This window comes from Bacillus sp. F56 (genome assembly GCF_001748205.1).
Taxonomy (GTDB): Bacteria; Bacillota; Bacilli; order Bacillales; family Bacillaceae; genus Bacillus; species Bacillus stercoris.
On record NZ_BDFC01000014.1, the window covers coordinates 1 to 14,812 of the forward strand.

A 14,812-nucleotide genomic window follows, 5' to 3' on the forward strand; every position below is an offset into this window, starting at 1 on the left:
GTTTAAACCCAACTCATTGAGTTGGGTTTTTTGTGTTCTGTTTTATTGGTATCATAAAATTCCACTTAACTGTATAATATAATAACTTTATACCGAATTTTAAATCAGCATTCAGGTTTTATGGGTCGGGAAAATGGAAATAATAAAGGATAGAGCGAGAAAGTTGAAAATTCCTGAGAAACGGCTTATAGTAAGATTAAAGTCAAATATAGTCAAAGTCAGTAAAGGAGGGGGTTGAGTGGGACATAATATTTCTGACATCATTGAACAATATTTAAAACGAGTGTTAGATCAAAATGGCAAGGAAATTTTAGAGATTAAGCGAAGTGAAATTGCAGATAAATTTCAATGCGTTCCTTCCCAAATAAATTATGTCATCAACACCAGGTTTACAAGCGAAAGAGGATATATTGTTGAGAGCAAACGCGGGGGCGGCGGTTACATCAGAATCATTAAAATTAAAATGAACAATGAAGTTGTCCTGATCAATAATATTATTTCTCAAATTAGTACCCATTTGTCTCAAGCAGCCTCTGATGACATTATTTTAAGGCTATTAGAAGACAAGGTGATTTCAGAAAGAGAAGCAAAAATGATGGTCAGCGTAATGGACCGCTCAGTTTTACACATTGACTTGCCTGAACGTGATGAATTAAGAGCAAGAATGATGAAGGCTATGCTGACTGCATTAAAATTAAAATAAGCGGGTGAAAAGATTGATTTGTCAAGAGTGCCACGAGAGACCAGCCACTTTTCACTTTACAAAGGTTGTTAACGGAGAAAAAATAGAAGTTCATATTTGTGAACAATGTGCCAAGGAAAATAGTGATTCATATGGTATAAGTGCAAATCAAGGTTTCTCTATTCATAATTTACTTTCGGGTTTGCTGAACATGGATTCTTCATTTCAAAATGCAGGGACTCAAATGTTCAGTCACTCGGAGCAAATATCTGCTTGTCCGAAATGCGGAATGACGTTTCAGCAATTCAGAAAAATTGGCCGTTTTGGATGTTCTGAATGTTACAAAACATTTCATAGCAACATTACACCAATCCTACGTAAAGTGCACAGCGGAAACACTGTGCATGCAGGTAAGATACCGAAACGAATAGGCGGCAATCTTCATGTCAGACGGCAGATTGATATGCTAAAAAAGGAATTAGAATCCTTAATCCATCAAGAAGAATTTGAAAATGCAGCTCATGTAAGAGATCAAATTCGTTCATTAGAACAATCACTCAAAAGTACAGATAGTGAGGAGGAACAGGAGTAATGTCGCTAAAGCATTTTATTCAGGACGCACTAAGCAGTTGGATGAAGCAGAAAGGACCTGAAAGTGACATTGTACTCAGCAGCCGCATACGTTTAGCAAGGAACTTTGAACATATTCGGTTCCCTACGCGGTATTCCAATGAAGAAGCCTCATCCATCATACAGCAATTTGAAGATCAATTTTCAGAGCAAGAAATTCCCGGAATCGGCAAATTTGTTTTGATTAGAATGAATGATGCACAGCCTTTAGAAAAGCGTGTACTTGTTGAAAAACATCTAATCAGTCCTAATCTGACAGAGTCTCCTTTTGGCGGCTGTTTGCTTTCTGAAAATGAGGAAGTAAGTGTCATGTTAAATGAAGAGGACCATATTAGAATTCAGTGTCTTTTCCCTGGATTTCAGCTTTTAGAAGCAATGAAAGCCGCAAACCAGGTCGACGACTGGATTGAAGAAAAAGTTGATTATGCATTCAATGAGCAAAGAGGATACTTAACCAGCTGTCCTACAAACGTAGGTACAGGTTTAAGGGCTTCGGTCATGATGCATCTGCCGGCGCTGGTTTTAACTAGGCAAATAAATCGAATTATACCGGCAATTAATCAATTAGGCTTAGTTGTTAGAGGAATTTATGGGGAAGGCAGCGAAGCAGTAGGGAATATCTTTCAAATTTCAAATCAGATCACGCTTGGTAAGTCAGAGCAGGATATTGTAGATGATCTTAACAGTGTTGCTGCCCAGCTGATTGAACAAGAGCGATCTGCCCGAGAAGCGATTTATCAAACTTCTAAAATTGAACTTGAGGATCGGGTATATCGGTCTTATGGGGTCTTGTCTAATTGCCGGATGATAGAATCGAAAGAAACTGCAAAGTGCCTTTCAGATGTTCGGTTAGGCATAGACCTAGGTATTATAAAAGGACTTTCAAGCAACATACTTAACGAACTAATGATTTTGACGCAGCCAGGTTTTTTACAGCAGTACTCGGGAGGCGCTTTGCGTCCGAACGAAAGGGACATTCGAAGAGCGGCTCTCATAAGAGAACGGCTTCACTTAGAAATGAATGGGAAAAGACAGGAGGATGAATCGATATGATGTTTGGAAGATTTACAGAACGGGCTCAAAAAGTACTGGCGCTAGCACAGGAAGAAGCACTTCGTTTAGGTCATAATAATATTGGCACTGAGCATATTTTATTAGGACTGGTAAGAGAAGGAGAGGGCATTGCTGCCAAAGCTCTTCAAGCGCTTGGACTCGGTTCAGATAAAATTCAGAAAGAAGTAGAAAGTTTGATCGGGCGCGGGCAGGAAATGTCTCAAACGATTCATTATACTCCTAGAGCTAAAAAAGTCATTGAACTTTCGATGGATGAAGCAAGAAAACTCGGTCATTCTTATGTCGGAACAGAACATATTCTTCTTGGCCTGATTCGTGAAGGAGAAGGTGTTGCCGCGAGAGTTCTGAATAATCTCGGTGTCAGCTTAAATAAAGCAAGACAGCAGGTGCTCCAGCTTCTTGGAAGCAATGAAACAGGATCATCAGCGGCAGGAACAAACAGCAATGCGAATACGCCTACGCTTGATAGCTTGGCAAGAGACTTGACTGCTATTGCGAAGGAAGACAGTCTTGATCCTGTAATCGGCAGAAGCAAGGAAATCCAGCGTGTCATTGAAGTGTTAAGCCGCAGAACGAAAAACAACCCTGTTCTCATTGGTGAACCAGGTGTTGGTAAAACGGCTATCGCAGAAGGTTTGGCGCAGCAAATTATCAATAATGAAGTACCCGAAATCTTGCGTGATAAACGTGTGATGACATTAGACATGGGGACGGTTGTTGCCGGCACAAAATATCGCGGAGAATTTGAGGATCGCCTGAAGAAGGTCATGGATGAAATTCGCCAGGCAGGAAATATCATTCTATTCATCGATGAGCTCCATACATTAATCGGGGCAGGCGGAGCAGAAGGTGCTATTGATGCATCTAATATCTTAAAACCTTCACTTGCTCGCGGTGAGCTCCAATGTATTGGAGCAACGACTCTTGATGAGTACCGTAAATATATTGAAAAAGACGCAGCATTGGAACGCCGTTTTCAGCCGATCCAGGTAGATCAGCCATCTGTCGATGAAAGTATTCAAATTTTACAAGGTCTTCGTGACAGATACGAAGCCCACCACCGTGTTTCTATCACTGATGATGCCATTGAAGCTGCGGTTAAGCTTTCTGACAGATATATTTCTGACCGCTTCCTTCCGGATAAAGCCATTGACTTAATCGATGAAGCTGGTTCAAAGGTGAGACTGCGCTCCTTTACAACGCCGCCTAACTTAAAAGAGCTTGAGCAGAAGCTTGATGAGGTTCGTAAAGAGAAGGATGCGGCAGTGCAAAGCCAAGAGTTTGAAAAAGCTGCTTCCTTACGTGATACTGAGCAGCGCTTGCGCGAGCAAGTAGAGGATACGAAGAAATCATGGAAAGAGAAGCAAGGACAGGAAAACTCAGAGGTTACTGTGGATGATATTGCGATGGTTGTATCCAGCTGGACCGGTGTGCCTGTATCTAAAATCGCCCAAACTGAAACTGATAAGCTTCTCAATATGGAAAACATTCTTCACTCTCGTGTCATCGGCCAGGATGAAGCGGTTGTAGCTGTTGCAAAAGCCGTCAGACGTGCGAGAGCAGGGTTAAAAGATCCTAAACGCCCAATCGGCTCATTCATTTTCTTAGGCCCTACAGGTGTAGGTAAAACAGAGCTTGCGCGAGCACTTGCTGAATCCATTTTTGGCGATGAAGAATCCATGATCAGAATAGATATGTCTGAATACATGGAAAAACACTCAACTTCAAGACTTGTCGGTTCACCTCCGGGATACGTGGGCTACGATGAAGGCGGTCAATTGACTGAGAAAGTCAGAAGAAAACCTTACTCTGTCGTGCTTCTTGATGAGATTGAGAAAGCGCACCCTGATGTCTTCAATATCCTTCTGCAAGTTCTTGAAGACGGTCGATTGACTGATTCTAAAGGACGTACAGTCGATTTCCGCAATACCATTTTGATCATGACATCAAACGTCGGAGCAAGTGAGCTGAAACGCAATAAATATGTCGGCTTTAACGTTCAGGATGAGACTCAAAATCATAAAGACATGAAAGATAAAGTGATGGGTGAATTGAAACGGGCGTTTAGACCTGAGTTCATCAACCGTATCGATGAAATCATCGTCTTCCATTCACTTGAGAAAAAACATCTTACTGAAATCGTGTCATTAATGTCTGATCAATTGACGAAACGCCTGAAAGAACAGGATCTTTCTATCGAATTGACTGATGCTGCAAAAGCAAAAGTCGCGGAAGAGGGCGTTGATCTGGAGTACGGAGCCCGTCCGTTAAGAAGAGCGATCCAAAAACACGTAGAGGATCGTTTATCTGAAGAACTCCTCAGAGGAAATATTCATAAAGGACAGCATATTGTTCTTGATGTAGAAGATGGCGAATTTGTCGTAAAAACGACTGCTAAAACGAATTAATATAAAAGACAGAAATGAGGCATACAGCATGTAAGTGTATGCCTCACTTTCATATCAAGAAATAGTAACAAGGGAGAGGTCTTACACTATATATGGCTAAAACAAAATCGAAATTCATCTGCCAATCCTGCGGCTACGAGTCTCCAAAATGGATGGGGAAATGTCCGGGCTGCGGTGCTTGGAATACAATGGTTGAAGAAATGATTAAAAAAGCACCGGCCAATCGGAGAGCGGCTTTTTCTCATTCTGTTCAAACTGTACAGAAACCTTCACCTATTACATCAATCGAAACATCAGAAGAACCCCGCGTTAAAACCCAGCTTGGCGAGTTTAACAGAGTACTCGGCGGAGGTGTCGTTAAAGGCTCCCTCGTTTTAATCGGCGGTGATCCTGGTATCGGAAAGTCAACGTTATTACTGCAGGTTTCCGCTCAATTATCAGGCTCATCAAACAGTGTTCTGTATATTTCGGGAGAAGAATCTGTAAAGCAAACGAAGCTTCGAGCTGACCGCCTCGGCATCAATAATCCGTCACTGCATGTTTTATCTGAAACCGATATGGAGTATATTTCGTCTGCTATACAAGAGATGAATCCAGCGTTTGTCGTTGTTGACTCTATTCAAACGGTATACCAAAGCGATATCACATCGGCACCGGGCAGCGTTTCACAGGTCAGAGAATGTACCGCTGAGCTAATGAAAATTGCAAAAACAAAAGGTATCCCGATTTTTATCGTGGGACACGTGACGAAAGAAGGGTCTATTGCAGGGCCGAGACTGTTGGAGCATATGGTTGACACTGTTTTATATTTTGAAGGAGAACGCCACCATACTTTCCGCATTTTGCGGGCTGTAAAAAACCGTTTCGGATCTACAAACGAAATGGGCATATTTGAAATGCGGGAAGAGGGGCTCACTGAGGTTTTGAATCCTTCAGAAATTTTCTTAGAGGAACGCTCTGCGGGTTCCGCGGGCTCGAGTATCACTGCTTCTATGGAGGGCACTAGACCGATTCTCGTTGAAATTCAGGCACTCATCTCGCCAACAAGCTTTGGAAACCCAAGGCGTATGGCAACGGGAATAGACCACAACAGGGTTTCTCTGTTAATGGCTGTATTAGAAAAAAGAGTGGGGCTGCTGCTGCAAAATCAGGATGCTTATTTGAAAGTGGCTGGCGGCGTTAAGCTTGATGAACCGGCAATTGATCTTGCCATTGCGATCAGTATCGCATCAAGCTTTAGAGACACACCTCCAAATCCTGCAGATTGTTTTATTGGAGAAGTGGGATTAACCGGAGAAGTCCGGCGGGTTTCAAGAATTGAACAGCGTGTGAAAGAAGCGGCAAAGCTTGGTTTTAAACGCATGATCATACCCGCGGCTAATCTGGATGGATGGACAAAACCAAAAGGGATTGAGGTTATCGGAGTAGCAAATGTTGCAGAGGCGCTTCGTACTTCATTAGGAGGATAATAGATGGAAAAAGAGAAAAAAGGGGCGAAACACGAGTTAGACTTGTCATCTATATTGCAGTTTGTTGCTCCGGGTACACCGCTCAGAGCGGGGATGGAGAACGTCTTGAGAGCAAATACAGGCGGTCTGATCGTTGTTGGATATAATGATAAAGTAAAAGAAGTGGTGGATGGAGGATTTCACATCAACACGGCTTTTTCTCCGGCGCATTTGTATGAGCTGGCTAAAATGGATGGCGCGATCATTTTAAGTGATTCGGGTCAAAAGATCCTATATGCGAATACACAGCTGATGCCGGATGCCACAATTGCTTCATCAGAAACAGGAATGCGGCACAGAACTGCCGAAAGAGTAGCTAAGCAAACCGGCTGTCTTGTGATTGCTATTTCTGAAAGAAGAAATGTCATAACGTTATATCAGGAAAACATGAAGTATACACTAAAGGACATAGGATTTATTTTAACAAAGGCAAACCAAGCCATTCAAACACTTGAAAAATATAAGACAATCCTCGATAAAACGATTAATGCACTGAATGCGTTAGAGTTTGAGGAGCTTGTTACCTTTAGTGATGTCTTGTCTGTCATGCATCGTTATGAAATGGTATTGAGAATTAAAAACGAAATAAATATGTATATCAAAGAGCTGGGGACAGAAGGACATCTGATCAAGCTGCAAGTCATTGAATTGATTACGGATATGGAAGAAGAGGCCGCTTTATTTATTAAGGATTATGTAAAAGAAAAGATTAAAGATCCGTTTGTTCTTTTGAAGGAGCTGCAGGATATGTCCAGTTATGATCTGCTGGATGATTCCATTGTGTATAAGCTTCTCGGTTATCCTGCTTCTACTAATCTTGATGATTATGTATTGGCTAGAGGATACAGGCTGTTAAATAAGATACCGCGTCTGCCGATGCCAATTGTTGAAAATGTTGTAGAAGCATTTGGAGTCCTTCCAAGGATTATTGAGGCGAGTGCAGAAGAATTAGATGAAGTAGAGGGAATCGGTGAAGTACGAGCCCAAAAAATCAAAAAAGGATTAAAACGCCTGCAAGAGAAGCATTATTTAGACCGGCAGCTGTGATTTCGGTTAAAACCTGGGGAATACGGGTATATTAATGTTGGTTTTTGTTTATTCTGATATTCGTAGGGTGCATAAAACTTTGTGAAATTAAAATGTTTAAAAAGGAGGTGGGGGTATGTTAAAACGAATAGTTCAGGCGTTCTTCATTATTTTTGGCGGCGTTGTTGGTATATTTCTAATACCTGAATTGTTTGTACTGTTAAATATACAGGACATACCTTTAATAACAAACGCATATACGTCTGCGGCAATTGGGGCAATTATCTTTTTTCTCATCAGTATATGGGGTACAGAATACGTTGTGAACTGGGTGAAGTGGATAGAGGATTCATTGTTAAAAGCGCCGGTTCCAGATTTGTTATTTGGAAGTCTAGGCCTGGTTTTTGGACTTATAATTGCTTATCTTATCGTAAATGTTATTCCTTTAGACAATATACCTTACCGCATATTCAGCACAATTATCCCTGTATTTTTGGCTTTCTTCCTCGGTTATCTCGGCTTCCAGGTGGGCTTTAAGAAAAAGGATGAATTGATCAGCCTGTTTTCCATTTCCGCCAGAATGCAAAAGAAAAAAGGATCAGCTGAAGAAGAACATGAGGTTCAAGACAAGAAGCTGAAAATTTTGGACACTAGTGTTATTATTGATGGGAGAATAGCAGATATTTGCCAGACTGGATTTTTAGAGGGAGTTATCGTGATTCCGCAGTTTGTCCTTGAGGAATTGCAGCATATTGCCGACTCTTCCGATGTGTTAAAACGAAACAGAGGACGCCGCGGTCTTGATATCCTGAACCGCATTCAGAAAGAATTAGACATTGAAGTTGAAATTTACGAAGGCGACTTTGAGGATATTCAGGAGGTTGACAGTAAGCTCGTCAAACTTGCGAAGCTGACATCCGGGGTCGTTGTGACGAATGATTTTAATTTAAATAAAGTATGCGAGCTTCAGAAGGTAGCAGTATTAAACATTAATGACCTTGCCAATGCGGTCAAGCCTGTTGTGCTTCCTGGCGAGGAAATGAATGTTCAGGTCATTAAGGATGGGAAAGAGCATAATCAGGGAGTTGCCTACTTGGATGATGGTACGATGATTGTCGTTGAAGAAGGACGCAATTATATCGGCAAGCATATTGATGTACTCGTCACAAGTGTGCTGCAGACAGCAGCGGGACGAATGATTTTTGCGAAGCCTAAGCTGTTGGAGAAGGCGCTGTAAAGGGAGAAAAAACAATGAGTTATGATGTGGTGATTCCTGCAGCCGGACAGGGAAAGCGGATGAAGGCAGGGAGAAATAAACTGTTCATTGAGCTGAAAGGAGACCCGGTGATCATACACACGTTAAGAGTGTTTGACAGCCACCGGCAGTGCGAAAAAATCATCTTGGTGATTAACGAGCAGGAGCGGGAGCACTTTCAACAATTGCTGACCGATTATCCGTTTCAAACTTCGATTGAGCTTGTTGCAGGCGGAGATGAGCGTCAGCACAGTGTTTATAAGGGGCTGAAAGCCGTAAAGCAAGAAAAGATTGTCCTTGTACATGACGGTGCCCGCCCATTTATAAAACATGAACAAATTGACGAACTGATCGCAGAGGCGGAACAGACAGGAGCGGCCATCCTCGCTGTTCCGGTAAAAGATACAATTAAACGCGTTCAAGATTTACAAGTCAGCGAGACGATTGAACGTTCAAGCTTGTGGGCTGTCCAAACGCCACAAGCTTTTCGTCTTTCTTTATTGTTGGAGGCTCACGCTGAGGCCGAGCGCAAGGGATTTTTAGGGACGGATGACGCCAGCCTCGTTGAACAGATGGAAGGCGGTTCGGTCCGTGTTGTAGAAGGCAGTTATACAAATATTAAGCTGACGACGCCAGACGATTTGACGTCAGCTGAAGCTATCATGGAATCAGAAAGTGGGAATAAACATGTTTAGAATTGGACAAGGATTTGATGTGCATCAATTAGTGGAGGGCCGTCCTCTGATTATTGGCGGGATTGAAATCCCGTACGAAAAAGGGCTGCTTGGCCATTCTGATGCAGACGTATTGCTGCATACTGTCGCTGACGCCTGCCTGGGAGCTGTGGGTGAAGGTGACATTGGCAAGCATTTTCCTGACACAGATCCTGAGTTCAAGGACGCAGACTCTTTCAAATTACTTCAGCATGTTTGGGGAATCGTGAAACAAAAAGGGTATGTCCTTGGGAACATTGATTGCACCATCATAGCGCAAAAGCCGAAGATGCTGCCGTACATAGAAGATATGAGAAAAAGAATCGCTGAAGGCCTTGAGGCAGAGGTTTCACAGGTAAATGTAAAAGCAACAACGACAGAAAAGCTTGGATTTACAGGACGGGCGGAAGGAATAGCGGCTCAGGCGACAGTACTGATACAAAAAGGCTAACTTGTTTTGATGCTGGGTCTATTTGGTGGTAGAATAGATTCATACATTTTTGCCTGAGGCCATACATGACATGAAAGGAAGTATTTGAAAATGGGAAACGAAGTACGCGTCCGTTATGCACCGAGTCCAACCGGACATTTGCATATTGGAAATGCCAGAACGGCGCTTTTTAATTATTTATTTGCTCGCAATCAAGGCGGTAAGTTTATCATTCGTGTTGAGGACACTGATAAAAAGCGCAATATTGAGGGCGGAGAACAAAGCCAGCTGAATTATCTGAAATGGCTAGGTATTGACTGGGATGAGAGTGTGGATGTCGGCGGAGAGTACGGCCCATACCGTCAGTCAGAGCGTAACGATATCTATAAAGTGTACTACGAAGAGCTCCTTGAAAAAGGGCTTGCTTATAAATGCTACTGTACGGAAGAAGAGCTTGAAAAAGAGCGTGAAGAGCAGATTGCCCGCGGAGAAATGCCACGTTATTCTGGGAAACACAGAGATCTGACTCAGGAAGAACAGGAGAAATTTATTGCTGAAGGCAGAAAGCCGAGTATTCGTTTCCGTGTGCCGGAAGGAAAAGTCATCGCCTTCAACGATATCGTAAAAGGCGAAATTTCTTTTGAATCAGATGGCATTGGCGACTTCGTTATTGTGAAAAAGGACGGAACGCCTACTTATAACTTCGCGGTAGCTATTGATGACTACTTAATGAAAATGACACACGTGCTGCGCGGTGAGGATCATATTTCTAACACACCGAAACAGATTATGATCTATCAAGCATTCGGGTGGGATATTCCTCAGTTCGGACATATGACGCTGATTGTAAACGAAAGCCGTAAAAAGCTCAGCAAACGTGATGAATCCATAATTCAATTCATCGAGCAGTACAAAGAGCTTGGCTACTTGCCAGAAGCGCTGTTCAACTTTATCGGACTGCTAGGCTGGTCACCGGTTGGAGAAGAAGAGCTTTTCACAAAAGAGCAGTTTTTTGAAATTTTTGATGTAAATCGTTTATCTAAATCACCAGCTTTGTTTGATATGCATAAGCTAAAATGGGTTAACAACCAATATGTGAAGAAGCTGGATCTTGATCAGGTTGTTGAACTGACGCTTCCGCATTTGCAAAAAGCCGGCAAAGTTGGCACTGAGCTTTCTGCTGAAGAACAAGAGTGGGTTCGCAAATTGATTTCCCTGTATCATGAGCAATTAAGCTACGGTGCCGAAATTGTTGAGCTGACTGATTTGTTCTTTGCGGATGAGATCGAGTATAATCAAGAAGCGAAAGCTGTTCTGGAAGAGGAGCAGGTTCCTGAAGTGCTCAGCACATTCGCTGCGAAGCTTGAAGAGCTTGAGGAGTTCACTCCAGATAATATCAAAGCATCGATCAAAGCAGTGCAGAAAGAAACTGGCCACAAAGGGAAAAAACTGTTTATGCCGATTCGTGTTGCTGTTACAGGGCAAACTCACGGTCCGGAACTGCCGCAATCAATCGAATTGATCGGTAAAGAGACTGCGATTCAGCGTTTGAAAAATATCTAAATAAATGATTGTTGACAGGGAAGAGTATAAAGCTTTAGGCCATTACAGAAAGGATCTTCATTGGCTGAGAGAGATCCATGAGCCGGGTTTTAGAAGTGCGCCCTTAAGACCTTTGAAGAACGTTTTTAAAAATCAGTATTCAAAGGCGGCCGCCGCCGTTACAGGCTGAAGTTGGGAGAGCAGGAGTCTGCTTTTCAAACAGAGTGGAACCGCGCGGTTAAAGCGTCTCTGTCATGTTTACATGCAGAGACGCTTTTTTTATTGGGCAGAGGAAATCAGATAGAGAAACGGGGGGAAGCATGTGTTTTTTAGAATGCTCAAAGAAGACATTGATACTGTTTTCGATCAAGATCCTGCAGCAAGAAGCTATTTTGAAGTGATTTTAACTTATTCCGGTTTACATGCTATATGGGCGCATCGGATTGCACATGCTTTATATAAACGAAAATTTTATTTCCTTGCACGCCTTATATCTCAAGTAAGCCGATTTTTTACCGGGATCGAAATCCACCCCGGCGCCACAATTGGAAGAAGATTTTTCATAGACCACGGCATGGGGGTTGTCATTGGGGAGACATGTGAAATCGGCAATAACGTAACCGTTTTTCAGGGAGTTACCCTTGGGGGAACGGGGAAAGAAAAGGGAAAAAGGCACCCAACGATTAAAGACGACGCATTGATAGCCACAGGTGCTAAAGTGCTCGGTTCAATTACGGTCGGTGAAGGCTCAAAGATTGGCGCTGGTTCAGTAGTGCTGCATGATGTTCCCGATTTTTCAACAGTTGTCGGTATCCCCGGACGGGTCGTTGTACAAAATGGCAAGAAGGTAAGACGCGATTTAAACCATCAGGATTTGCCCGATCCGGTTGCTGACCGCTTTAAGTCTTTGGAACAGCAGATTTTAGAGCTGAAGGCAGAAATTGAAGACAGAAAAGAAAGGATCAATCAAAAATGACAATCACACTTTATAATACATTGACTAGACAGAAGGAAACATTCGTTCCTCTTGAAGAGGGGAAAGTGAAAATGTATGTATGCGGACCGACAGTTTACAATTACATTCACATCGGGAACGCGCGTCCGGCTATCGTTTACGATACGGTTCGAAACTATTTGGAGTACAAAGGCTATGATGTGCAGTATGTCTCTAACTTCACAGACGTAGACGATAAATTAATTAAAGCGGCAAATGAACTTGGTGAGGATGTGCCTACCATTTCAGAGCGTTTTATTAAAGCATATTTTGAAGATGTAGGTGCGCTCGGATGCCGAAAAGCCGACCTTCATCCGCGGGTGATGGAAAACATGGATGCCATTATCGAATTCGTAGATCAGCTCGTGAAAAAGGGCTACGCTTATGAATCAGAAGGTGACGTTTATTTCAAAACAAGAGCGTTTGAAGGATACGGAAAGCTTTCTCAGCAATCAATCGATGAGCTAAGATCAGGTGCACGCATCCGGGTCGGAGAGAAAAAAGAAGATGCTCTTGATTTCGCACTGTGGAAAGCGGCAAAAGAAGGGGAAATCTCTTGGGATAGCCCTTGGGGAAAAGGACGTCCGGGCTGGCACATTGAATGCTCAGCAATGGTGAAAAAGTATCTGGGTGACCAGATTGATATCCATGCGGGCGGACAGGATTTAACATTCCCTCACCATGAAAACGAAATTGCGCAATCTGAGGCATTGACAGGAAAAACGTTTGCGAAGTACTGGCTCCATAATGGCTATATCAATATTGATAATGAAAAAATGTCAAAATCACTGGGCAACTTTGTGCTTGTGCATGACATCATTAAACAGCATGATCCGCAGCTTTTGAGATTCTTTATGCTATCTGTTCATTATCGCCATCCGATTAACTATTCAGAAGAGCTTCTAGAAAATACGAAAAGCGCATTTAACCGTTTAAAAACAGCGTACAGCAATCTTCAGCACCGTCTGAACAGCAGTACGAATTTAACGGAAGATGACGATCAATGGCTTGAGAAAGTTGAAGAACACCGCAAAGCATTTGAAGAAGCGATGGACGATGATTTTAATACGGCGAATGCGATTTCTGTCTTGTTCGACTTAGCGAAGCATGCCAATTACTATCTTCAGAAAGACCATACAGCTGATCATGTGATTACGGCGTTTATCGAGATGTTTGACCGTATTGTTTCTGTTCTCGGTTTTTCATTGGGTGAGCAGGAACTTCTCGATCAAGAGATTGAAGACTTAATCGAAAAACGAAATGAAGCGCGCCGGAATCGCGATTTTGCGTTGTCAGACCAGATTCGCGACCAGCTGAAAAGCATGAATATCATTCTTGAAGATACGGCTCAAGGCACTCGCTGGAAACGGGGAGAATAACGGATGCTTGAATTTGATACGATAAAAGATTCAAAGCAGCTTAACGGTCTTGCGCTTGCTTATATAGGTGATGCCATTTTTGAAGTGTATGTAAGGCATCACCTGCTTAAGCAGGGCTTTACCAAACCAAATGATCTTCATAAGAAATCAAGCCGGATTGTTTCGGCAAAGTCGCAGGCTGAGATCCTATTTTTTCTGCAGAATCAATCATTTTTTACGGAAGAAGAGGAAGCGGTGCTGAAAAGAGGCAGAAATGCCAAGTCAGGAACAACACCTAAAAATACAGATGTTCAGACGTACCGCTATAGTACAGCATTTGAAGCGCTTCTGGGCTACCTTTTTCTAGAGAAAAGAGAGGAACGGCTTAGTCAGCTCATAGCCGAAGCTATACAATTCGGGACGTCAGGGAGGAAAACAAATGAGTCAGCAACATGATTACGTCATAGGGAAGAATGCAGTGATCGAGACGTTAAAATCTGATCGGAAGCTGTATAAGCTGTGGATGGCGGAAAACACCGTAAAGGGACAGGCACAGCAAGTGATTGAGCTTGCGAAAAAGCAGGGAATCACGATTCAATACGTCCCGAGAAAAAAACTCGATCAAATGGTGACAGGACAGCATCAAGGCGTAGTGGCACAGGTTGCAGCGTATGAATATGCAGAACTGGACGATTTATATAAAGCGGCCGAAGAAAGAAATGAACAGCCTTTCTTCCTCATTCTGGACGAGCTTGAAGACCCTCATAATCTTGGTTCCATTATGAGAACAGCTGATGCGGTCGGCGCTCATGGCATCGTCATTCCAAAACGGAGAGCTGTCGGGCTGACAACAACAGTGGCAAAAGCTTCAACAGGGGCAATTGAACACATTCCTGTAGCAAGAGTCACCAATTTGGCACGGACGTTAGAAGAGATGAAAGAACGGGGAATCTGGGTTGTCGGAACGGATGCGTCCGCGCGTGAGGATTACCGCAATATGGACGGCAATATGCCTTTGGCTTTAGTCATCGGAAGTGAAGGAAAAGGGATGGGCCGACTCGTGAAAGAAAAGTGTGACTTTCTCATTAAACTCCCGATGGCCGGAAAGGTAACTTCACTAAATGCATCTGTCGCGGCTGGTCTTTTGATGTATGAAGTCTACCGGAAACGAAACCCTCTGGGAGAATAAAGA

General features: G+C 42.9%; 14 protein-coding genes and 1 other annotated feature. All 14 genes read left to right on the top strand.

Annotated elements, in window-relative coordinates; all coding sequences use genetic code 11:
- The first annotated feature begins 238 nt into the window (after positions 1 to 238).
- The 14 genes from ctsR to rlmB all read left to right on the top strand — a co-directional run bounded on the left by ctsR (position 239) and on the right by rlmB (position 14,809).
- Positions 239 to 703, top strand: a complete 465-nt coding sequence (gene ctsR / locus BFW96_RS20045; protein ID WP_014662512.1) for a transcriptional regulator CtsR — start codon at positions 239 to 241, stop codon at positions 701 to 703.
- A gap of 13 nt (positions 704 to 716) precedes the next feature.
- On the top strand, positions 717 to 1,274 hold the full coding sequence (gene mcsA / locus BFW96_RS20050) for a protein-arginine kinase activator protein McsA (RefSeq protein ID WP_015252993.1): 558 nt from the start codon (positions 717 to 719) through the stop codon (positions 1,272 to 1,274).
- The gene (gene mcsB / locus BFW96_RS20055) at positions 1,274 to 2,365 is read left to right on the top strand and encodes a protein-arginine kinase McsB (RefSeq protein ID WP_069148826.1); all 1,092 of its coding nucleotides are present in this window, start codon (positions 1,274 to 1,276) and stop codon (positions 2,363 to 2,365) included. Before mcsA ends, mcsB begins: the two co-directional genes overlap by 1 nt.
- Positions 2,362 to 4,794: an ATP-dependent protease ATP-binding subunit ClpC gene (gene clpC / locus BFW96_RS20060; protein WP_014475592.1), complete on the top strand. Its 2,433-nt coding sequence runs from the start codon at positions 2,362 to 2,364 to the stop codon at positions 4,792 to 4,794. The genes mcsB and clpC overlap by 4 nt, the downstream gene beginning before the upstream one ends.
- Positions 4,795 to 4,886: 92 nt before the next feature.
- Positions 4,887 to 6,263 (top strand): DNA repair protein RadA, encoded by a 1,377-nt coding sequence (gene radA, locus BFW96_RS20065; RefSeq protein ID WP_015252992.1) that lies wholly within the window; start codon positions 4,887 to 4,889, stop codon positions 6,261 to 6,263.
- A 3-nt stretch (positions 6,264 to 6,266) separates the two neighbouring features.
- Positions 6,267 to 7,349 carry a DNA integrity scanning diadenylate cyclase DisA gene (disA, locus tag BFW96_RS20070; protein ID WP_014662516.1) on the top strand — a complete coding sequence of 361 codons (1,083 nt, stop codon included), beginning with the start codon at positions 6,267 to 6,269 and terminating at the stop codon, positions 7,347 to 7,349.
- A gap of 115 nt (positions 7,350 to 7,464) precedes the next feature.
- A complete protein-coding gene (locus BFW96_RS20075; RefSeq protein ID WP_014662517.1) occupies positions 7,465 to 8,565 on the top strand; it encodes a PIN/TRAM domain-containing protein in 1,101 nt (366 codons plus the stop codon).
- Positions 8,566 to 8,579: 14 nt separating this feature from the next.
- Positions 8,580 to 9,278, top strand: a complete 699-nt coding sequence (ispD, locus tag BFW96_RS20080; RefSeq protein WP_069148827.1) for a 2-C-methyl-D-erythritol 4-phosphate cytidylyltransferase — start codon at positions 8,580 to 8,582, stop codon at positions 9,276 to 9,278.
- Positions 9,271 to 9,747: a 2-C-methyl-D-erythritol 2,4-cyclodiphosphate synthase gene (gene ispF, locus BFW96_RS20085; protein ID WP_014475594.1), complete on the top strand. Its 477-nt coding sequence runs from the start codon at positions 9,271 to 9,273 to the stop codon at positions 9,745 to 9,747. Before ispD ends, ispF begins: the two co-directional genes overlap by 8 nt.
- Positions 9,748 to 9,837: 90 nt before the next feature.
- On the top strand, positions 9,838 to 11,289 hold the full coding sequence (gene gltX, locus BFW96_RS20090) for a glutamate--tRNA ligase (RefSeq protein WP_069840415.1): 1,452 nt from the start codon (positions 9,838 to 9,840) through the stop codon (positions 11,287 to 11,289).
- A 2-nt stretch (positions 11,290 to 11,291) separates the two neighbouring features.
- Positions 11,292 to 11,522 (top strand) — a binding site (T-box leader).
- Positions 11,523 to 11,590: 68 nt separating this feature from the next.
- Positions 11,591 to 12,244, top strand: coding sequence for a serine O-acetyltransferase (gene cysE, locus BFW96_RS20100; RefSeq protein WP_069840416.1), 654 nt, complete (start codon positions 11,591 to 11,593; stop codon positions 12,242 to 12,244).
- The gene (gene cysS, locus BFW96_RS20105) at positions 12,241 to 13,641 is read left to right on the top strand and encodes a cysteine--tRNA ligase (protein WP_014478619.1); all 1,401 of its coding nucleotides are present in this window, start codon (positions 12,241 to 12,243) and stop codon (positions 13,639 to 13,641) included. The genes cysE and cysS overlap by 4 nt, the downstream gene beginning before the upstream one ends.
- 3 nt (positions 13,642 to 13,644) lie before the next feature.
- Positions 13,645 to 14,076, top strand: a complete 432-nt coding sequence (locus tag BFW96_RS20110; RefSeq protein ID WP_014662523.1) for a mini-ribonuclease 3 — start codon at positions 13,645 to 13,647, stop codon at positions 14,074 to 14,076.
- Positions 14,060 to 14,809: a 23S rRNA (guanosine(2251)-2'-O)-methyltransferase RlmB gene (gene rlmB, locus BFW96_RS20115; RefSeq protein WP_003225755.1), complete on the top strand. Its 750-nt coding sequence runs from the start codon at positions 14,060 to 14,062 to the stop codon at positions 14,807 to 14,809. Before BFW96_RS20110 ends, rlmB begins: the two co-directional genes overlap by 17 nt.
- Positions 14,810 to 14,812 lie beyond the last annotated feature (3 nt).

Excerpts from the sequence above, each read along its gene's own strand:
- mcsB (WP_069148826.1), top strand. The coding sequence starts at position 1,274 with ATGTCGCTAAAGCATTTTATTCAGGACGCACTAAGCAGTTGGATGAAG.
- clpC (WP_014475592.1), top strand. The coding sequence starts at position 2,362 with ATGATGTTTGGAAGATTTACAGAACGGGCTCAAAAAGTACTGGCGCTA.
- radA (WP_015252992.1), top strand. The coding sequence starts at position 4,887 with ATGGCTAAAACAAAATCGAAATTCATCTGCCAATCCTGCGGCTACGAG.
- disA (WP_014662516.1), top strand. The coding sequence starts at position 6,267 with ATGGAAAAAGAGAAAAAAGGGGCGAAACACGAGTTAGACTTGTCATCT.
- BFW96_RS20075 (WP_014662517.1), top strand. The coding sequence starts at position 7,465 with ATGTTAAAACGAATAGTTCAGGCGTTCTTCATTATTTTTGGCGGCGTT.
- ispD (WP_069148827.1), top strand. The coding sequence starts at position 8,580 with ATGAGTTATGATGTGGTGATTCCTGCAGCCGGACAGGGAAAGCGGATG.
- ispF (WP_014475594.1), top strand. The coding sequence starts at position 9,271 with ATGTTTAGAATTGGACAAGGATTTGATGTGCATCAATTAGTGGAGGGC.
- gltX (WP_069840415.1), top strand. The coding sequence starts at position 9,838 with ATGGGAAACGAAGTACGCGTCCGTTATGCACCGAGTCCAACCGGACAT.
- cysS (WP_014478619.1), top strand. The coding sequence starts at position 12,241 with ATGACAATCACACTTTATAATACATTGACTAGACAGAAGGAAACATTC.
- BFW96_RS20110 (WP_014662523.1), top strand. The coding sequence starts at position 13,645 with ATGCTTGAATTTGATACGATAAAAGATTCAAAGCAGCTTAACGGTCTT.
- rlmB (WP_003225755.1), top strand. The coding sequence starts at position 14,060 with ATGAGTCAGCAACATGATTACGTCATAGGGAAGAATGCAGTGATCGAG.